Genomic DNA, 19595 nt, shown 5'->3' with positions numbered 1-19595 from the left:
CAATCACGATATCTCAGCGGTTGGCGCGCGCCAGAAGCCCAACCGCGATCAGCCCGACGGCGGTGATCATCAGCGCGGCGGGCGCGGCTTCGGCGATGTTCTCGAGGCTGGCCTTGGCATGCACCCGCGTCGCCAGCGTATCATAGCCAAAGGGGCGCAGCAGCAGCGTCGCGGGCAGCTCCTTCATGCAATCGACGAAGACCAGAAGCAGCGCCGAACCGACGCTGGCCCGGATCAGCGGCACATGAACGCGGCGCAGCGTACCGCCCGCGCTCTGGCCCAGCGAACGCGCCGCCATCGGCAGGCTCGGCGACACCCGGCCCAGCGCCGCATCGGCGGTGCCCTGCGCGATCGCGAAGAACCGCACGCAATACACCAGAACCAGCGCCGCCGCCGTGCCGGTGAAGATGAGCCCCGGATCGCGCCCGGTCAGCGCGAGCACCGCATCCGCCAGCGCGTTGTCGAACTGCGCCAGCGGGATCAGGATACCGATGCCCAACACCGCGCCCGGCGCGGCGTAACCGATCGCCGTGATCGGCAGCAGCAGCACCGGAAGGCGGCGACCCGACAGCCGCGTGCCATAGACCATGAACAGCCCCGCCAGCACCGTGACAAACGCCGCCGCCCCACCGGTGGCCAGAGTGTGCACCAGCGCCCGGATCAGCCCCGGCGCCGCCCATTCACCGGCGTCGAGCGCGTGGCCGGACAACACCGCCACCGGCAGCACGAACCCTGCAAGGAACGGCAGAAGGCAGGCGAAACAGGCCAGCGCGCCCTGCCCGCCCGACAGCCGCATCGGCGTCACCGGGCGCGGCTGTCGGGCCGAGCCGAAAAAGCGCGAACGGCGACGGCTCAGCTTTTCCAGCGTCACGAGGAACACGATCATCGCCAGAACCAGCGTCGCGATCTGCGCCGCGCCGCCCAGGTTGCCCGCCTGCAGCCAGACCGTGAAGATGCCGGTGGTCAGCGTCTGCACCGCGAAATAGTCGACCACGCCGAAATCGTTGACCGTCTCCATCATCACCACCGCGACCCCCGCGGCGATGGCGGGGCGGATCAGCGGCAGCCCGACCCGAAAGAATCGCCCCCATGGCCCGACGCCGAGCGCGCGGGCCACTTCGAACCCCGCCCCCGATTGCTCGCGCAGCGCCGCGCGGGCCAGCAGATAGACATAGGGGTAAAGCGCCGCCGACAGCACGAGGATCGCCGCCCCCCGCGACCGGATCTGCGGAAAGGCGTAATCGCGCGCGTCCTGCCAGCCCATGAGCCCGCGCAGGCCGGTCTGCACCGGCCCGGCATATTCGAGAAAATCGACCAGCGCATAGGCGCCCACATAGGCAGGCACCGCGAGCGGCAGCAGCAGCGCCCATTGCAGCCATGAATGCCCCGGAAAGCGGTACATCACCACCAGCCAGGCCGCGCCCGCCCCGACGGCGGCGGTGATCGCGCCGACCGAAAGCATCAACAGCACCGTGTTGCCGAGATAGCGCGGCAGCGTCGTCGACAGCAGGTGCGGCCAGATGTTGTCCTCGGGGTTGAAAGCGAACCAGATCACCGACACCACCGGCAACAGCACCAGCGCGGCAATCGCCACCGCGCCTGCCGACCACGGGTCGATTCCGCGTCCTGCGCCGCCGGGGACGCTTGTCTGACTGGTTTTATCGGACATGGGCCCCGCGGTAGCTCAAAGCGGTTTCGCTGTCCAGATAACTCCTTATATTGGGCGGGATACGGCCCGGGCGCCCCATCGGGCCCGGCACCACGAGGACCCGCGGCAAGCGGGCAGAGGGACGGCAGACGCATGGAAATCGCCTTTCACATCGGCGCGAACTGCACCGATGACGACCGGTTGCTGAAATCCGTGACCAGGAACCTGCCGGGCCTTGCGGAGCAAGGCATCCGCGCGCCCAACCCCGCGCGCTATCGCAGGCTGCTGCGCGAAGCGATCCAGCACCTGCGCGGCGAGGCCCCCGAACCGGGCACGCGCGACGTGCTGATCGACGCGATCCTCGAGCATGGCGAAACGACCGAGCGGCTGGTGCTGGGCAACCCGGCCTTCATCTGCACCCCGGCGCGGATCTTCGACGCGGGCCGCTTTCACGATCTGGCGGGCTTCAAGGCGCGCTCGCTGCGGGCGCTGTTTCCCGACGACCGGATCGAGATGTTTCTCGGCATCCGCAACCCGGCCGCCTTCGTGCCCGCCTGCTGGGATCAGGCACGCGGCCGCGGCGTCGACGCCTTCATGGCCGGGACGGACCCGCGCGGGATCCTGTGGTCGGACGTGGTGGCGCGGCTGCGCGAGGCGGCGCCGGATATCCGCCTGACGGTCTGGTGCGACGAGGATTCGGCCCTGCTCTGGCCCGATCTCGTGCGGGCGCTGGCGGGGATGGCAGAGGACGCGCCGGTCGAGGGCGGTCAGGATCTCGTGAACGAGATCATGCGTCCCGAGGGTACGGCGCGGCTGCGCGCCTATCTCGCGGCGCACCCGCCCGCGACGGCAGCGCAGCACCGCCGGGTCGTCTCGGCCTTTCTCGACAAATACGCCCGCGCGGAGGCGGTCGAGACCGAGATCGACATGCCCGGATGGAACGCGGCTCTCGTCGCCGAACTGACGGCGATCTACGAGACCGATCTGGAGCGGATCGCCGCGATGGACGGCGTGCGCCTGCTCAGGGCCTGAGCCGGATGGCGGCGGGGCGCCTGCGCGCCCCGCCATCCGGCTCAGCTCATGCCGAGCGCGGCCTTGTACATGTCGAGCACCGCCTCTTCCTCGGCGATGTCGTCGGCATCGCGCTTCCTGAGCGCGATGACCTTGCGCAGGATCTTGGTGTCGTAGCCGCGGCCCTTGGCCTCGGCCATCACTTCCTTGATCTGCTCGGCGATGTCCTTCTTCTCGGCCTCGAGATGCTCGACGCGTTCGATGAACTGGCGCAGCTCCTCGCCTGCCGCGTTGCTCTGCTCGTCGATCACGGATGCGTCGCTCATGGGGATCTCCTGATGGGCCGATAACGGACCCTCTCCCTAGCGCCGGGCCCGCGCGGCATCAAGCGGCTGCCGCCACCGGCGCGCGGTCTTGTGCCGCCCGGCGGGGGGCGCTAGTCCGGCACGGCAGCGAACACGGGCGGGAGACCGGGCATGGACATCATCATCTGGATCGGCGCGGCGATCACGCTGGTGGGCTTCGCCGCCATCCTGTGGAGCCTGCTGGCGGTGCTGCGCCTGCGGCGTCAGGGGCTCGACGACGCACAGATGCGGACGCGGCTGGCCCGGATCGTGCCGCTCAATATCGGGGCACTGATGCTGTCGATGCTGGGCCTGATGATGGTCGTGGTCGGCATCATCCTGTCCTGATCTCGGCGCTCCGGCCGCGCCGCAGCGCCGCATCGAGATCGCCATCGGTCTCCAGAGCGGCGCGCATGAGCGGCGGCACCTCGAACACCGGGTCCTCGCCGCTCCAGCCCTGCATTTGTCCGACGAGCTCGGCCATGCCGATCTCGCGCGCGGCATGGAACGGTCCGCCCGACAGCCGCGCCCAGCCAAGACCATGCACCGCCAGCGCGTCGAGATCGGCGCTATGCGCCACCCGCCCCGCCGCCAGAAGCCGCGCCCCCTGCGCCACCGTCGCGGCGAGCCGCCGTAAGCCCTCCTGCCCCTCGCTGCCGCGAACCAGCGCCGCGAGCAGCCCGCGCCCCTGCGCGGTCGGCCGGGGATCGTCCCCCTCCCGGTCGAGCAGTTGCGACGAGATCCGTCGCTCCGCGAAGTAAAGATGGCGCAGCGCCGCGAATTGCGGGTCCCCAAGCGCGTCGCGATGCGCCGTCCGTTCGAACCGCAACGCCGCGGCCGCCGGCAGCAACACGGCCGCCTCGACGCAATCGACCACCCGCCCGGCGCTGCGCAGCGGGGTCTCCTGAACCACCTGTCGGCGCCGACGGGTGGCGGCGAGCCAGGCGGCACCATCGGCCATCCTCTCGCGCCGCCCGGCCACGGGCCGAGGCCGAAACCCCGCCGCGGCAAGCTGCGTGACGAGATCGCGGGCCGCCGCGCCGAGCCCCTCCTCGACCACACCGTCGATCACTCCGGCCTGCCGCGCCACCTGTGCGGGGGCCAATCGGCCCAAGAGCAGCATGTCGAGCGCCGCCTCGGCACCGCAGAGCGCGGCAAGCCTCTGACCACCGCCCGCGCCGGGCGGCAGGCCGAGCACGATATCGGGCAGGCCGATCCGCGCGCCCGGTGCCGCGAGCCGGTAATGCGCGGCCAGCGCCAGCTCGGCGCCGCCACCGATTGCGCTGCCCGACAGCGCAGCGACCACCGGCACCGGCAATTGCTCGATCCGGCGGCAGAGCCGGTGCAGCGGCGGCGTGTCGGGGGCGTCGGACACCCCGATCTCGCGCAGGTCCAACCCGACCGAAAAGACGGCGTTGGCGCCCCGCAGCACCACCCCACACGGTGGCGCATCATCACCGAGCGCCGCCTCGATCTCGTCAAGCGCGGCTCCCAGGCCACGCCGTGTCGCGGCACCGAGCGGGTTACCCGGCGCGAGATCGATCGTCACTTCGACGATCCGGTCGATAAGCCGTGTCGTGACCGGCGCGCCCTCCATGGCCGTCCCCCCGCTGCCCCATCCTGGCGCATGATCGGCGGCCCACCCCGCATGCGCAAGGCCCCGTGCCATCGGCGGAGGCGGCGCATGACCGCAACGCAACGCCGCTGGACGCGCGGCGGAGGGCGCTGTAATCATCCCGCATGGATATTCGCCGCATCAGCCCCGACTACGCCGTCAGCCCGCAGATCGAGCCGGAGGACATTCCCGCCATTGCCGAGGCCGGCTTTGCCACGGTGCTCTGCAACCGCCCCGATGACGAGGTGCCCGCCGAGCTTCAGGCCGAGGCGCTGCGCATCGCCGCCGAGGCCGCCGGTCTGCGCTTTGCCACCAACCCGGTGACCCATCAGGGGTTGAACCGCGAGACCGTCGACCGGCAGATGCAGGTGCTCGACAGCTCGGACGGGCCGGTGCTGGCCTATTGCGCCTCCGGCACCCGCTCCTCCATCGTCTGGTCTCTGGGACAGGTGGGCCGGATGGAGACCGACGAGATCATCGCCGCCACCACCAAGGCCGGCTACGACCTCGATCGCCTTCGCCCGCAGCTCGACGCGCTGCGCGAGGATAGCGGCGACGCGGACGGCGCTTCCGACAAGGACTGACCCGCCGCTCACTCCGGCAGCCGGGGCGGGATATCGAGCGGCAAGTCCGGCGGGGCCTCGGGCGGCGCAAGTCGCACCGCCCGCAGGCCCGCCCGCTGGCCCAGCCTGACGGTGGCGACCTGCCGCCCCCGCCCGTCTTCGAGACGGATGGCGGTCAGATCCACCCCCGGCAGCATCAGCAGATCGCCCGAAGCAAGCGCTTCGATGTCGCGCGCGGGCAGCCGCATCCTGTGCAGCACCGCCTCCAGCTCTGCCGGGGCTTGCAGCACGCTGTCGCGCAGCGCGGTCTCCCATGCCGCAGCGGGCGGCGTTTTGCAGGACGCATCGGCCCGGCCGGGAAGCGCCAGCACCAAGACGCCGCCGCGGCCGCTTCCCGGGCCGATCTCGACCTCGAAACGCAGCAGCTCGTAGCGCGCCTCCGGCAGGATCAGCCCGGCGGCGCGCGCATCCTCCAGCCGCACTCCGGGCCGCAGCCCCGCCACAGACTGCAGGTCAGGATCATCGACGGACGCAAGCCGATCCAGCAGGCCCGACAGCAGTGGCGCCATCATCGCGGCCTCGGTGCCGGTGACCGGCCCTGCGGGCACTGGCTGCGCACGTGGGACGCCCAGGGTCTGCACCTCGACCACGGCGCAACGCAGCTGCGCCTCCACCGCCGCCAGCCCGGTGATCGCCCCGTCCGCGCCAAGCCCGATCAACAGCATCTCGGGGCCGAGCATCTCCCCGAGCGCATCACGCGCCACCCGGTCGCGCGCGACCCCGCGCACCACGAGCGGCAGCCCGATCGTGTCCTGCGCCGCGCGCGCCAGCGCCAGCCCCGCCCCGCCGCCGTTGGCGGACCCGGTGGCGGGCGTTTCGTGGCCGCCGATCAACCGGCGCAGCACGCTTTCCATGGTCATCTCGGCCATCCTGTCTGGCGACGGCGGCGCGCGATGAAGCCCCCGGCTTTCCAGATCTACACCGCCTCGGGTTGATCAATCGCTAATGGCGAGACCGCCCGCGGCAGCTCCACGCGGAAGGTCGCGCCGCCCGGCCCCGGCAGGAAACGGACCGCGCCGCCGAGCCGGGTCATGATCTCGCGGCAGATCGCCAGCCCCAGCCCCGCACCTCCGGCCCGCCCCGGATCGCCCAGCCGCGAAAACTTTTCAAAGATCACCCGGCCATGATCCGCCGGAATCCCCGGGCCGTTGTCGATGAAATCCACCGCGCCCAGCGCCGGGTGCCAGACGATGCGCAGCTCGGGACGCCCGGCATCGCAATATTTGCGGGCATTGGCGATCAGATTGATGAAGACCTGCGCCAGCCGGTCGGGATCGGTCTCGATCTGCACCGTCTCGGCCTGCGGATCGCGCAGCAGCCGCAGCCCGCCGGGATCGGGCAGCGCCGCGGCGACCGCACGGTCGATCACCTCCCCAAGCCGCACCCGCCGCAGGTCGAGCCGTCCCTGCCCGGCTTCCAGCACCGACAGGTCGAGCAAATCGTCGAGCAGCCGCGTCAGCCGCCCCGCCTCGTCGCCTATGATCGCCGCGAAACGCGCCTGGTCACGCGGCTCCAGACCACCTTCGCGCAGAATTTCGGCAAAGGCCCGGATCGAGGTCATCGGCGTGCGCAGCTCGTGGCTGACCTGGCTGAGAAACCCGTCCTTTTGCACCGAGAGCGCGGTGAGCTTGGCATTGGCCTCGCGCAGCGCGCCTGCGGTGCGCTCCAGCTCGGCAGATTTCTGTTCCAGCCGTCCCGAATACTCCACGATCTGCGCGGTCTCGTCGGCCACGGCGATCAGGTCCTCGACGGTGACGCTAGCGCCTTCGGTCATCTGGCCGATCATCGCATGCGCCGTGGCCGCGCCGACCGATCCCGCCAGATCGCGTTCGAGCGCGCGGATGAAATTCGGCGTCACCTCGGGCAGTGCGCCCGCCCGCCCCTGGGCGGCGGCGGCGCGGGCGAACAGCGCCTGCGCCTGCGCGGCGCCGATGATGCGCTGCGCCATGACCAGAAGCGTTTCGGCATCCGCCGCGCCCCGCGACCAGCCGCCCGGCCCGCCGGACACATCGAAGACGCCGACGAACTGCGCGCCCTGCAATCGCTCCACCGGCCCCGGAAAGCTCGCCAGAGACACCGCCACGAAGGCCGCGGCATTGAGCGTGAGAGACCACATCGCGGCATGCAGCACCGGGTCGAGCCCGCCTGTCCCGAACAGCGCCTGCGGCCTGAGCCAGCCCAGCCCGAAGGGCCCCTGCGCCATCACCGAAGCCGGGATCGCTGTGCCGTCGCCGACGCTCGGCAGGAACATCGCCCAGAGCCAGACCGCAAAGCCCAGCACCAGCCCCGCCGCCGCGCCGCCGCGCGTGGCGCCACGCCAGAACAGCCCGCCCAGCATGGCGGGCAGCACTTGCACCACGCCGACAAAGGCCACCAGACCAATCGAGGCCAACGCGGCGCCGCCGCCCGACAGGTGAAAATAGAGATAGCCCAGCCCCAGCACCCCCAGGATCGACAGCCGCCGCGAGGTCAGCACCATGGCGCGCACATCGCCCGACATCACCGCGCCCTGGCTGCGCGCATGCAACCACAGAGGCACGACGATGTGGTTCGACACCATGGTGGCCAGCGCGATCGTCGCCACCATCACCATCGACGCCGCCGAGGAAAAGCCGCCCAGAAACGCCCAGGCCGCCAACCCGTCGCGGCCCGCGTCGAGCGGCAGCGTCAGCACGAACATGTCCGGGTTCGCCTCGGGCAGCCGCTCCAGCCCCATCACCGCGATCGGCACCACGAACAGGCTCATCAGCGCAAGGTAGAGCGGAAACGCCCAGCTCGCGGTGCCCAGATGCGCCTCGTCGGCGTTCTCGACCACAAGCACCTGGAACATGCGCGGCAGGCACAAAAGCGCCGCCGCCGACAACAGCGTAAAGCCAATCCAGCGACCGCTCTGCTGATCCCATGCCGCGATCGGCGAGGCGTCGATCCGCGCCAGCATCTGCGCGGGCCCACCGCCCAGATCCCAGACCACGAAGACGCCCACCGCCAGAAGCGCGCCGAGCTTGACCACCGCCTCGACCGCGATCGCCATGACGATGCCGTGGTGGCGTTCATTGGCATCGAGGTTGCGAGTGCCGAACAGGATGGTGAACAGCGCCAGCCCGATCGCCGACCACAGCGCCACCGAGCTTCCGCCCAGAGCCGCGTCCTCCGGCCCGGCGAAGACGTCGAGCGATTGGGCGATGGATTGCAGCTGCAGCGCGATGTAGGGCGTCACGCCGATCACCGCGAGCAGCGTCACGATGACCCCAAGCAGGGTCGATTTGCCATAGCGCGAGGAGATCAGGTCGGCGATCGAGGTGATGCGCTGCGCCCGCCCGACTCGCACCAGCTTGCGCAACAGCCACCACCAGCCAAGCATGACGAGGCTCGGACCGAGATAGATCGTCAGGTATTCGAGCCCCGAGCGCGCCGCGTAGCCGACCGCGCCATAAAAGGTCCACGCGGTGCAGTAGATCGACAGCGACAACGTGTAGATCCACGGGCTCCTGAGCCAGCTGTCATGCCCCTGCGCGGCGCGGCGCTCGGCCGCGAAGGCAACGCCGAACAGGAAGGCCACGTAGAAAAGCGCGATGCCGACAAGCGCGTTGAAGCCGAGCATCTCAGCCTTCCTCCTGCACCCCGGCTTCGGCGTCCGCCCGGCGCAACGCGCGCGCCAGCAGCACCGAGACCAGCACGCTCACGCCCCAAGTCGCGAAAAGATAGACCAGCACCGTCGACACCGGGGTGCTCCCGCGCGGCCACAGCAACGGCAGCGTCCACAGAAAGCCCGCCGCCAGCGGTGCGAGCCGTGCCGCGTCATGCAGGCGGCGGCGGCGGTAGGAGGCCCGGGCGAGAAAGACCGGCCGACCGCCCCTGCGCGGGGTCTCACCCCCCGGCAAGGGCGCGCACCCGGTCGAGCACTTCGGCGTTGGAGAAAGGCTTGGTCATGAAATGCGTGGCCCCGAGCTTCAACGCCAACTCGCGGTCGCGGGCCTGCCCGCGCGCGGTGAGCATCATCACCGGCAGGTGACGCGTGGCCTCGGCGCCGCGCAGCTCCTGCAGGATGTCATAGCCCGACCGTCCCGGCAGCATCGCGTCCAGGATCACGAGATCGGGCGGATGCGCATGCACCCGGGCCACCGCGCTGGCGCCGTCGGAATGGGTGTGCACGGTCCAGCCATCCCGCGACAGGATGAAGCTGACCGCCTCGATGATGTTCGGCTCATCCTCGATCAACAGAACGCGTCTGGCCATGTAGCCCCCCCTCGGCGCGCATCCCTCCCCGGCTGCGCGGCCCCGAGCGATACTATCACCATGCCGTGCCGCGCTGTCAAAGCGGCCGGGGCGATGCGGGCAACAAGGAGGGCTCGCGCCGTGCGGGGCAGCCGTCGCGCGGGCAGAGCCTGCAACCGGGGCCGACCGCGCGCCGCAACCGGGGCGCGGCCTCGGGCAAGGCATCGCGCGGCAGCATCAGCATCACGGCACCCGCGCGCGGCGGCGCGGCCCAGTCGGGGCCGGTCTCCACCGTCGAGACGGCGATGCAAAGCACTTCGGGCGCCGTCTCACCCGGCATCGCGGCCAGCGCCCGCAGCGGGCGGCCGGGTTGCGACAGCGCCTCGAACAGCGGCCAGAGCGGACAGGCGGCGCCCCCGCGCGGCAGCGTCAGCCCGTCCAGCGCCCGGCGCGGGCCAAGCGCGCCGCCCGCGTCGCAGGTGACGAGCCCGGCCCGAGTCGGGCCGATGCCGGGCGGCAGCGATGCCAGCCGCCGCAAGAGCCGTGGCAGCGTGCAACCAAGCCGCGCGGCCAGCGCCAGCGGCTCGGGCGTCTCGCGCCAGCCGCGCGCCATGGTGTCGAGCGGCAGCGCGACCGCGTCGGCGCGGTAGGTGTCGCACCAGCCGTTCAGGATCTGCCGCGCCGAGGCATCGAGCCCCGGCACGCCCGCGGCGACCTCGGCGGGGCGCAGCGAGGGGCTCTCGCCCTCCAGCGCCGGGACATGGTGCCCCAACCGGTCGAGCGCCGCCTCGACCCGGTCGAGCGGTGACAGCGCGCCGGAGCCCGCCGCCTCGCCGGGCGCTTCGAGATAGCCCGCGAGCCTGCGGCTGCTTTCAGCCAGCCGCAGGCTGTCGGCGTGGATGTTGTTGTGAAAGCGGGCCTGCCAGTCGCGGTCGAGCGCCTCTCCTTCGACCAGGATCGAGGCGGTGGACCGGATCGCGGTGGCGGCGGTGATCACCTGGTGCAGCGAAGCCGACAGCTCGGGGTCGTGGGCCAGCCGGTCGTTCAGCCCGGCCACCTGCGCCTCCAGCGCCTCGATCCGCGCGGCCTGCGCCTCGACCAGCCCGGCCCAGTCCGGAAACCGCCCCGCGAAAGCCTCGGCATCCTCGGCCCCGTGCCCCCGCGCCGCCGCCGCCGCGCCCAGCCGGTCGATCAGGGCATCCCCGGCCCCTTCGGCGATCTGTGCCGGTTCGAGACCGAGCGCCTGCGCGATGGCGATGAGAAGCCGCCCGCCGATCCGACGGCGATCATGCTCGATGAGGTTGAGATAGGACGGCGAGATCCCGACCCGGCGCGCCAGATCAGCCTGCGCCAGCCCCGCATCGAGCCGCCGCGCCCGGATCCGCCCCCCCGCGAGCCTGCGTCTGCCCGGATCAACCGCCATGCCCGCCCCGCCCGATCAAGGGCTTGCTGCGGTTGCGAGAAAAGCAATTGACAGATTTTCGGACAGGCATGTTCACAAATTTACAGAAAAGCCGCCCACCTCCAAGCCTTTATTGCCTGATTTTCAGTTCGGACCCGATAATCGACCTGCACCGAACGGTGTGGCGGCGCGCCGGGAACGGAGGAGGTTTCCGGTGCGCCGACCGCAAATCAGGGAGGAGACCACATGAGACGACAGAACTTCTCGCGGCGCGGGTTGCTGAAGACCGGCGCGGTGGGTAGCGCGGGGCTCGCGCTGCCGACGATCTTCACCTCGAGCGCATCGGCCTTCACCAACGCGCCGACCGGCTCTTCGGTGACGCTCGGCTTCAACGTGCCGCAGACCGGCGCCTATGCCGACGAGGGCGCCGACGAATTGCGCGCCTTCCAACTCGCGGTCGAGCACCTGAACGGCGAAGGCGACGGGGGGATGCTCAACACCTTCTCGTCGAAGGCGCTCGACGGCACCGGCATCCTCGGCAAGAAGGTCGAGTTCGTCACCGGCGATACCCAGACCAAGTCCGACGCCGCCCGCGCCGCAGCGCAATCGATGATCCAGAAGGACGGCGCCGTGATGATCTCGGGCGGCTCCTCCTCGGGCGTCGCGGTCGCCGTGCAGGGGCTGTGCCAGGAGGCGGGCGTGATCTTCATGGCCGGTCTCACCCATTCCAACGACACCACGGGCAAGGACCGCAAGGCCAACGGCTTCCGGCATTTCTTCAACGCCTACATGTCGGCCGCCGCCCTCGCGCCGGTACTGCAAAACCTCTATGGCACCGAGCGAAAGGCCTATCACCTGACCGCCGACTACACCTGGGGCTGGACCCAGGAGGAATCGATCGCCGCCGCGACCGAGGCAATGGGCTGGCAGACCGCCGAAAAGGTGCGCACGCCGCTCGGCGCGGGCGACTTCTCCTCCTATATCGCGCCGGTGCTGAACTCGGGCGCCGATGTGCTCGTGCTCAACCACTACGGCGGGGACATGGTGAACTCGCTGACCCAGGCGGTGCAGTTCGGACTGCGCGAACGGCAGGCCAACGGCCAGGACTTCCAGATCGTCGTGCCGCTTTATTCCGAGCTGATGGCGCGCGGCGCGGGCTCGGCCATCGCCGGCATTCCCGGCTCGCAGAACTGGGACTGGAAGCTCGAAGACGAGGGCACCAAGGCCTTCGTGAAGAGCTTTGGCGAGAAATACGGCTTCCCGCCGTCGCAGGCCGCGCATACCTGCTACGTGCAGGCGCTGCTCTATGCCGACGCCGTCACGCGGGCGAATGACTTCAACCCCTGCGCCGTGGTCGAGGCGCTGGAGGGCTTCGAGTTCGACGGCATGGGCAACGGCCCGACGCTGTACCGCGCCGAAGACCACCAGTGCTTCAAGGACGTGGTCGTCGTGAAGGGGGCCGAGAACCCGCAGGACGAGTTCCACCTCGTGGAGATCGTCGAGGTCACGCCGACCGCGCAGGTCACCTATGCGCATGACCACCCGATGTTCGCGGGCGGCGCGCTGGGCGAGTGCAACCCGGGCGCCTGACGCCCCACCCGACATTGCCGGTCGCGGCCCCCGCGACCGGCCCCTCCCGACGCGCGCCCTGACGGGGTGCGCGACCGGGGGCGGCTTGACCCATCACAACACGGCCAGCCTCAGCAAGGAGGGGGACCATGGACGCCATACTCATCCAGATTCTGAACGGGCTCGACAAGGGATCGGCCTACGCGCTGATCGCGCTCGGGCTCACGCTCATCTTCGGCACGCTCGGCGTGGTGAATTTCGCCCATGGCGCGCTGTTCATGATCGGCGCGTTCTGCGCGGTCACCCTGCAGAAGATCCTGACCATCAGCGTCACCACCATCGACCCCGAGCGCACCGATTTCCTCGGCAATCCGCTCAAGGTGAAGACCCCCTATGTGGAAAACTGGTTCGGTCCCGAAATCGGCGCCGCAATCGTCGACTGGGCCGTGCCCTTGGCGATCCTGCTGGCGATCCCGGTGATGGTGCTGGTGGGCTTCGTGATGGAGCGCGGGCTAATCAAGCATTTCTACAAGCGCCCGCATGCCGACCAGATCCTCGTGACCTTCGGCCTCGCCATCGTGCTGCAGGAGATCATCAAGTATTTCTACGGCGCCAATCCGATCCCGACGCCCGCGCCGCAGGCTTTCACCGGCAGCCTCGACATCGGCGTCTGGCTCGGCTTCGATCCCTATTCGATCATCTACCCCTACTGGCGGCTGGTCTATTTCTTCTTCGCGGGCATCATCATCGCGGGCGTCTTCGCCTTCCTGCAATTCACCACCTTCGGCATGGTGGTCCGCGCCGGCATGGCCGACCGAGAAACGGTGGGCTTGCTGGGCATCGACATCGACCGCCGCTTCACGCTGATGTTCGGCCTCGCGGCGGCCGTCGCCGGTCTCGCGGGTGTCATGTACACGCCGATCCTGAGCCCGAACTACCACATGGGCATGGATTTCCTGGTGCTGAGCTTCGTGGTGGTGGTCGTGGGCGGCATGGGCTCCCTGCCCGGCGCCGTTCTGGCGGGGTTCCTATTGGGCATCCTGCAGAGCTTCGCCTCGATGAACGAGGTGAAGTCGCTGCTGCCCGGCATCGACCAGATCATCATCTACCTCGTCGCCATCGTCATTCTGCTGACCCGCCCGCGCGGCCTGATGGGCCGTCGCGGCGTGATGGAGGAATAAGCCATGCTCGGACTTGAACGCAAAGACACCCTTCTGCTGATCGTGGTGGCGGCGATCACCCTGTTCGCCCCGATCATCCTCAACCCCTTTCCGGCGGGCTCGGCTCTGGCGCAGTTCAACGCGGGCTATCCCGACCTGATGCAGCGCTTCGTGATCTTCGGGATCTTCGCCATCGGCTTCAACATCCTGTTCGGCCTGACCGGCTACCTGTCCTTCGGCCACGCGGCGTTTCTCGGGATCGGCTCCTATTCCGCCGTGTGGATGTTCAAGCTTCTGTCGATGAACGTCATCCCGGCGATCATCCTGTCGATCGTCATGGCCGGGCTCTTCGCCCTCGTGATCGGCTTTGTCTCCTTGCGCCGCTCGGGCATCTATTTCTCGATCCTGACGCTGGCCTTCGCGCAGATGAGCTACAACCTCGCCTATTCGGTGCTGACCCCCGTCACCAACGGCGAAACCGGGCTGCAACTCACCCTGTCGGACCCGCGCATCCTCGACGGCGCCTCCACCGGCGGGCTGCCCGTCACCTCGCTGTTCGGGGCCGAGATGCGCGACACCACCACGCTGTTCGTGGGCCCGTGGTCCTGGGACTTCTCGGTCGGGTATTACTTCAGCGCGGCGCTGATGCTCGTGGCCTTCTACCTGTCGGTGCGCATCTTCCGTTCGCCCTTCGGCATGATGCTGCGGGCGGTGAAGTCGAACCAGCAGCGGATGAACTACACCGGCCTGAACACCCGCCCCTACACGCTCGCGGCCTTCGTGATCTCGGGCATGTATGCGGGGCTCGCGGGCGGGCTCTTGGCGGCGATGGACCCGCTGGCGGGCGCCGACCGGATGCAATGGACGGCGAGCGGAGAGGTGGTGCTGATGACCATCCTCGGCGGTGCCGGAACCCTGATCGGGCCGGTGCTGGGCGCGGGCTTCATCAAGTATTTCGAGAACATCTTCTCGAAGATCAACGACGGCATCCTGCACCAGTGGTTCGCCTTCATGCCCGACGGGCTGGAGAACGTCATGGTCGCCGTCATCCACCCCTTCATCGGCAAGGGCTGGCACCTGACGCTGGGCATCATGTTCATGCTGGTCGTCATCTTCCTGCCCGGCGGTCTGGTCGAGGGGGCGCAGCGCACGGGCCGGCTGTTCCGCCGCCGCGACCGCAACGCAGATCACGTCGAATCCGACGCCGCGCGCCAGCGCGCCGCCGCGGAATAAGGAGGCCGTCATGGGCATTCTCGAAGTCAAGGGCGTCAACAAGCGCTTCGGCGGGCTGCAGGCGCTGGGCGACGTCAATCTCTCGGTCAAGGAGAACACGGTCCACGCCATCATCGGACCCAACGGCGCGGGCAAGTCGACGCTCCTGAACTGCCTCGTCGGCAAGCTGATCCCGGATTCGGGCAGCGTGATGTTCGACGGCCAGTCGGTGCTCGGGCGCAAGCCGCACGAGATCAACCAGATGGGCATCTCCCGCGTGTTCCAGACGCCCGAGATCTTCGCCGATCTCAGCGTTCTGGAAAACGTGATGATCCCCTGCTTCGCGCGGCGCGACGGGGCGTTCCGGCTGCATGCCTACGAAACGGTGCGCCGCGAGGCGGGCATCCGCGAGCAGGCCGAAGCGATGCTGGCGGACGTCAACATGGCCGACAAGCGGCACATGACCGCCGCGAGCCTGTCGCGCGGCGACAAGCGGCGGTTGGAGATGGCGATGTGCCTCGTGCAGACGCCCAAGCTCCTGCTGCTCGACGAGCCAACCGCGGGCATGGCGCGGGCCGACACCAACAACACCATCGAATTGCTCAAGGAGATCAAGGCCAAGCGCGACATCACGATGTGCATCATCGAGCACGACATGCACGTGGTGTTCTCCTTGGCCGAGCGGATCACCGTGCTCGCGCAGGGCACGCCGCTGGTCGAGGAGACGCCCGAGAACATCAAGGGCCACCCCAAGGTGCGCGAAGCCTATCTGGGCGAAGCGCAGGTCTGAACGCGGGAGAGACGACATGACCGAGACAGCGACATTCGACCGCGATCGCAGCAGCGCCGCGACCCATCCCAAGTTCCTCTCCATCTGGGACATCCAAGCCTATTACGGCGAAAGCTACATCGTCCAGGGTGTCAGCTTCGACATCCACGAGGGCGAGATCCTGGCACTTCTGGGCCGCAACGGCGCGGGCAAGACATCGACCCTGCGCACCATCGCCCGGCTCGACGATCCGGCGCTCCGACATGGCGAGATCTGGCTCGACCACAAGCCGCTGCACAAGATGAAGGCGCATGAGGCGGCGGCCAGCGGCATCGCGCTGGTGCCCGAGGACCGGCGCATCATCCCCGGTCTCACGGTCGAAGAGAACCTGCAGCTGGCGCAGATCGCGCCGCCCGTGGGCTGGTCCCTGGAACGGATCTACGGTCTTTTCCCGCGGCTCAAGGAGCGCCGCCGCCAAGAGGGCGTGACCTTGTCGGGCGGCGAGCAGCAGATGCTCGCCATCGCCCGCGCTCTGGCCCGCGACATCAAGGTGCTCTTGCTCGACGAGCCCTACGAAGGACTGGCCCCGGTGATCGTGCAGGAGATCGCCAAGACGCTGAACATCATCCGCGATCAGGGCATCACCACGATCATCGTCGAGCAGAACGCCGTGGCCGCGCTCAAGCTCGCGGACCGGGCGGTGATCCTTGACACCGGCTCGGTCGTCTATGACGGATCGGCACAGGAGGTGCTCGAGGACGAGGCGTTGCGCCAGCGCTACCTCGCGATCTGAGCACGAGGGAGAGAGAATGAAGGATCAGCTCATGACACCGCAGCTTCACGAGCCGAGCGAGGAGACGCGCGCGCGCGCCCATGCCGACCGCGCCGCCTATGACCGGATGTACGCGCAATCGGTGCAGGACCCCGAAGGCTTCTGGTCCGAACAGGGCCAGCGGCTCGACTGGATCACCCCCTTCAGCAAGGTGAAGGACACGAATTTCGACCTTGGCCGCGTCTCGATCAAGTGGTTCGAGGACGGCACGCTCAACGTCGCGCAGAACTGCATCGACCGACATCTCGCCACGCGCGGCGATCAGACCGCGATCATCTGGGAGCCGGACGACCCAAAGGCCGAGGCGCAGCATGTCAGCTACCGGCAGCTGCATTCGCATGTCGGCAAATTCGCCAATGTGCTGAAGAAGATGGGCGTGGAAAAGGGCGACCGCGTCGTCATCTACATGCCGATGATCCCGCAGGCGGCCTATGCGATGCTGGCCTGCGCCCGGATCGGCGCGATCCATTCGGTGGTCTTCGCGGGCTTTTCGCCCGACGCGCTATCGGCGCGGGTGACGGGCTGCGATGCCAAGCTGGTGATCACCGCCGACGAAGCGCCGCGCGGCGGCAGGAACACCCCGCTCAAGAGCAATGCCGACAAGGCCTTCGAGAAATGCCCCGAAGGCACGCAGATGCTGGTCGTCAGGCGTTCCGGCGGCGCGGTCGAGATGGTGGAGGGCCGCGACCACTGGCTCCATGAGATGGAGGACGGCATCTCGGACGACTGCCCGGCCGAGGAGATGGGCGCCGAAGATCCGCTCTTCATCCTCTACACCTCCGGCTCCACCGGCCAGCCCAAGGGCGTCGTGCACACGACCGGCGGTTATCTCGCCTATGCCGCGATGACGCATCAATACACCTTCGACTACCATGATGGCGACGTGTTCTGGTGCACCGCGGATGTCGGCTGGGTCACGGGCCACAGCTACATCGTCTACGGGCCCCTCGCCAATGGCGCGACCACGGTGATGTTCGAAGGCGTGCCGACCTGGCCCGACGCCTCGCGCTTCTGGCAGGTCTGCGAGAAGCACAAGGTGAACCAGTTCTACACCGCCCCCACCGCGATCCGGGCGCTGATGGGCAAGGGCGATCACTGGGCCGAAGGGGCGGATCTGTCGACGCTCAAGGTGCTGGGCACGGTGGGCGAGCCGATCAACCCCGAGGCCTGGGAATGGTACGACCGTGTCATCGGCAAGGGCCGCGTGCCGATCGTCGACACATGGTGGCAGACCGAGACCGGCGGCCACATGATCACCTCCCTGCCCGGCGCCATCGCCACCAAGCCGGGCTCGGCCACCCTGCCCTTCTTCGGCGTGCAGCCGGTCGTGCTCGACCCGCAATCGGGCGCGGTGATCGAGAAGACGGAGGCCGAGGGCGTGCTCGCCATCGCCGATAGCTGGCCGGGGCAGATGCGCACCATCTGGGGCGATCACGACCGTTTCGAGCAGACCTATTTTTCGCAATACAAGGGGTACTACTTCTCGGGCGATGGCTGCCGCCGCGACGGCGACGGCTATTACTGGATCACCGGGCGCGTGGACGATGTGATCAACGTCTCGGGCCACCGCATGGGCACGGCCGAGGTCGAAAGCGCGCTGGTCGCGCACAAGGCCGTCTCCGAGGCGGCGGTGGTCGGATATCCGCACGAGATCAAGGGACAGGGCATCTATGCCTATGTCACGCTCATGGAGGGGGTCGAGGCAACCGAGGCGCTGCGCAATGAATTGGAGGCCTGGGTGCGCCAGGAGATCGGCCCGATCGCCAAGCCCGACTGCATCCAGTGGGCGCCCGGCCTGCCCAAGACCCGCTCGGGCAAGATCATGCGCCGCATCCTGCGCAAGATCGCCGAAAACGACTACGGCAGTCTCGGCGACACCTCGACGCTGGCCGAGCCGCAGGTGGTCGAGGAACTGATCGAGAACCGCATGAACCGCGGCTGAAACCGCGGCGCCGGGGCGGGTCTCGTCCCGGCGCCTTCACGATTTGCACATGTTCGCCTGACAGCCTGTCGCTCGTGGGGGCTCCTGATTCGGGAGCATGAGATGGAAATTGTCAGACCGATGTCGCCGGTTCTCAGCCCGGCCAACGGGATCGGGCCGGTTGTGCCGCCCGACGACGCGCCGGCCTCTGCGCCGCGGCCGGACGTGCCGCCCGTGGCACGCGGCGAAGGTCCCGCCCCCGCCGCGCCGCGCCCGCCCGACCAGATGCGGCTCGGCCTCGTGCAGGCCGGCCTGCTGGCCGGCCCCGCTCCGGTCCGCGACCACGCGCCCGAACGCGTTCTCAAACCCTGGGGCGTTGCGATGCTTCCCGACAGCGAACGCGCGGAGGAACGCCGCGCGAAACAGGCCGACGCCGTCGCGGAGCAGACCCGCGCCCTGCCGGCATCGGCACCCGCCGCCCCGGCCCCCGACGGACACGAAGCAGCCGGCGCCGACACCCGGCCCATCGCGACCACCCCCCCGGCAGAGCCGGTGCCGACGCGCCTGTTTCCCGCCCGCGCGGCACCCGACGCGACGGCCCCCGCCCCGCCACCGGCCCCCGACGAAAGCGCGCCGCCCCCCGGCTGAACCGATATTCATCCCGCCGCCCCGGCGCTTGCTGCGCCGGGCTGCTTTCCTCGCCCCGCGAACCGGCGTATAAGCCCCCGGAACTGCAGCCCGGACGGGCGCGATACGAGGGGCCCAGAGCTATGAGCGACAAGACCAGCCACGACAGCGATGTCAGCTTCATCCGCGCGCTCGCGGAATTGCTGCACGAGAACGACCTGACCGAGCTTCAGGTAAAGCGCGACTACGGCGAGAATGACAGCCTGAACGTCCGCGTCAGCCGCGCCCGCGAAGTGGTCCAGCAGGTCGCGATGCAGCAGCCCGCCGCCGCCCCGGCCCCGGCGCCCGCCGCCGCGCCGAGCGCCGCCCCGGCACCCGCTGCCGCCGTGTCCGAGGATCCGGCCAGCCATCCGGGCGCCGTCACCTCGCCCATGGTCGGCACCGCCTACCTGCAGGCCGAACCCGGCTCGCCCGCCTTCGTGACCCAAGGCGCGCAGGTGAAGGAGGGCGACACCGTCCTCATCATCGAGGCGATGAAGACCATGAACCAGATCCCCGCGCCCCGCTCCGGCACGGTCAAGCGCATCCTCGTCGAGGATGGCAGCCCGGTCGAGTTCGGCGCGCCCCTGATGATCATCGAGTGAGTC

At 69.2% G+C, this 19595-nt stretch carries 19 protein-coding genes; 11 read left to right on the top strand and 8 right to left on the bottom strand.

Going from position 1 to position 19595, the window contains the following annotated elements; all coding sequences use genetic code 11:
* Positions 1–13: 13 nt before the first annotated feature.
* Complete coding sequence (locus LOKHON_RS14885; protein ID WP_026147348.1) at positions 14–1669, bottom strand: ABC transporter permease; 1656 nt, start codon at positions 1667–1669, stop codon at positions 14–16.
* Positions 1670–1801: 132 nt separating this feature from the next.
* Between LOKHON_RS14885 and LOKHON_RS14880 the strand changes: the two genes are divergently transcribed.
* Complete coding sequence (locus LOKHON_RS14880; protein WP_017927480.1) at positions 1802–2680, top strand: hypothetical protein; 879 nt, start codon at positions 1802–1804, stop codon at positions 2678–2680.
* Between the two features lie 41 nt (positions 2681–2721).
* Here the strand turns inward: LOKHON_RS14880 and LOKHON_RS14875 are convergent, their stop codons facing one another.
* Positions 2722–2985, bottom strand: a complete 264-nt coding sequence (locus LOKHON_RS14875) for a DUF2312 domain-containing protein (RefSeq protein ID WP_017927479.1) — start codon at positions 2983–2985, stop codon at positions 2722–2724.
* Positions 2986–3135: 150 nt separating this feature from the next.
* On the opposite strand from LOKHON_RS14875, the gene LOKHON_RS14870 reads away from it, so the two are divergent.
* The gene (locus tag LOKHON_RS14870; RefSeq protein WP_017927478.1) at positions 3136–3351 is read left to right on the top strand and encodes a hypothetical protein; all 216 of its coding nucleotides are present in this window, start codon (positions 3136–3138) and stop codon (positions 3349–3351) included.
* On the opposite strand, the gene LOKHON_RS16375 is transcribed toward LOKHON_RS14870, so the two are convergent.
* The gene (locus LOKHON_RS16375) at positions 3338–4600 is read right to left on the bottom strand and encodes an enoyl-CoA hydratase/isomerase family protein (RefSeq protein WP_017927477.1); all 1263 of its coding nucleotides are present in this window, start codon (positions 4598–4600) and stop codon (positions 3338–3340) included. The genes LOKHON_RS14870 and LOKHON_RS16375 overlap by 14 nt on opposite strands.
* Positions 4601–4743: 143 nt before the next feature.
* Between LOKHON_RS16375 and LOKHON_RS14860 the strand changes: the two genes are divergently transcribed.
* Entirely contained in the window at positions 4744–5202 is a 459-nt protein-coding gene (locus LOKHON_RS14860; RefSeq protein ID WP_017927476.1) for a protein tyrosine phosphatase family protein, read from the top strand.
* Positions 5203–5210: 8 nt separating this feature from the next.
* Here LOKHON_RS14860 and LOKHON_RS14855 read toward each other — a convergent pair whose 3' ends face one another.
* The 5 genes from LOKHON_RS14855 to LOKHON_RS14835 form a co-directional block, all read right to left on the bottom strand.
* Positions 5211–6101 (bottom strand): FliM/FliN family flagellar motor switch protein, encoded by an 891-nt coding sequence (locus LOKHON_RS14855; protein ID WP_017927475.1) that lies wholly within the window; start codon positions 6099–6101, stop codon positions 5211–5213.
* Positions 6102–6157: 56 nt separating this feature from the next.
* A complete protein-coding gene (locus LOKHON_RS14850) occupies positions 6158–8842 on the bottom strand; it encodes an ATP-binding protein (RefSeq protein ID WP_017927474.1) in 2685 nt (894 codons plus the stop codon).
* Between the two features lies 1 nt (position 8843).
* Positions 8844–9122: a hypothetical protein gene (locus LOKHON_RS14845; RefSeq protein ID WP_017927473.1), complete on the bottom strand. Its 279-nt coding sequence runs from the start codon at positions 9120–9122 to the stop codon at positions 8844–8846.
* On the bottom strand, positions 9109–9477 hold the full coding sequence (locus tag LOKHON_RS14840; protein WP_026147347.1) for a response regulator transcription factor: 369 nt from the start codon (positions 9475–9477) through the stop codon (positions 9109–9111). The genes LOKHON_RS14845 and LOKHON_RS14840 overlap by 14 nt, the downstream gene beginning before the upstream one ends.
* 76 nt (positions 9478–9553) lie before the next feature.
* The gene (locus LOKHON_RS14835; RefSeq protein ID WP_017927471.1) at positions 9554–10879 is read right to left on the bottom strand and encodes an XRE family transcriptional regulator; all 1326 of its coding nucleotides are present in this window, start codon (positions 10877–10879) and stop codon (positions 9554–9556) included.
* A gap of 225 nt (positions 10880–11104) precedes the next feature.
* On the opposite strand from LOKHON_RS14835, the gene LOKHON_RS14830 reads away from it, so the two are divergent.
* From LOKHON_RS14830 to accB, 8 genes are all read left to right on the top strand, one after another.
* Positions 11105–12448 (top strand): substrate-binding protein, encoded by a 1344-nt coding sequence (locus LOKHON_RS14830; protein ID WP_017927470.1) that lies wholly within the window; start codon positions 11105–11107, stop codon positions 12446–12448.
* 128 nt (positions 12449–12576) lie between these two features.
* Positions 12577–13608, top strand: a complete 1032-nt coding sequence (locus tag LOKHON_RS14825) for a branched-chain amino acid ABC transporter permease (protein WP_017927469.1) — start codon at positions 12577–12579, stop codon at positions 13606–13608.
* Between the two features lie 3 nt (positions 13609–13611).
* A complete protein-coding gene (locus tag LOKHON_RS14820) occupies positions 13612–14820 on the top strand; it encodes a branched-chain amino acid ABC transporter permease (protein ID WP_017927468.1) in 1209 nt (402 codons plus the stop codon).
* A gap of 10 nt (positions 14821–14830) precedes the next feature.
* Positions 14831–15589 (top strand): ABC transporter ATP-binding protein, encoded by a 759-nt coding sequence (locus LOKHON_RS14815; RefSeq protein ID WP_017927467.1) that lies wholly within the window; start codon positions 14831–14833, stop codon positions 15587–15589.
* Positions 15590–15605: 16 nt separating this feature from the next.
* Entirely contained in the window at positions 15606–16361 is a 756-nt protein-coding gene (locus LOKHON_RS14810) for an ABC transporter ATP-binding protein (RefSeq protein WP_017927466.1), read from the top strand.
* 16 nt (positions 16362–16377) lie between these two features.
* Positions 16378–18342, top strand: a complete 1965-nt coding sequence (gene acs, locus LOKHON_RS14805) for an acetate--CoA ligase (RefSeq protein ID WP_017927465.1) — start codon at positions 16378–16380, stop codon at positions 18340–18342.
* Between the two features lie 120 nt (positions 18343–18462).
* Positions 18463–18969 carry a hypothetical protein gene (locus LOKHON_RS14800; protein WP_017927464.1) on the top strand — a complete coding sequence of 169 codons (507 nt, stop codon included), beginning with the start codon at positions 18463–18465 and terminating at the stop codon, positions 18967–18969.
* Positions 18970–19091: 122 nt separating this feature from the next.
* Positions 19092–19592, top strand: coding sequence for an acetyl-CoA carboxylase biotin carboxyl carrier protein (gene accB, locus LOKHON_RS14795; RefSeq protein ID WP_017927463.1), 501 nt, complete (start codon positions 19092–19094; stop codon positions 19590–19592).
* Positions 19593–19595: the final 3 nt, after the last annotated feature.

It is taken from the genome of Limimaricola hongkongensis DSM 17492 (assembly GCF_000600975.2).
Taxonomy (GTDB): domain Bacteria; phylum Pseudomonadota; class Alphaproteobacteria; order Rhodobacterales; family Rhodobacteraceae; genus Limimaricola; species Limimaricola hongkongensis.
Note: the sequence above shows the minus strand (reverse complement) of the source record. Positions and strands in the feature narration are given on the sequence as shown.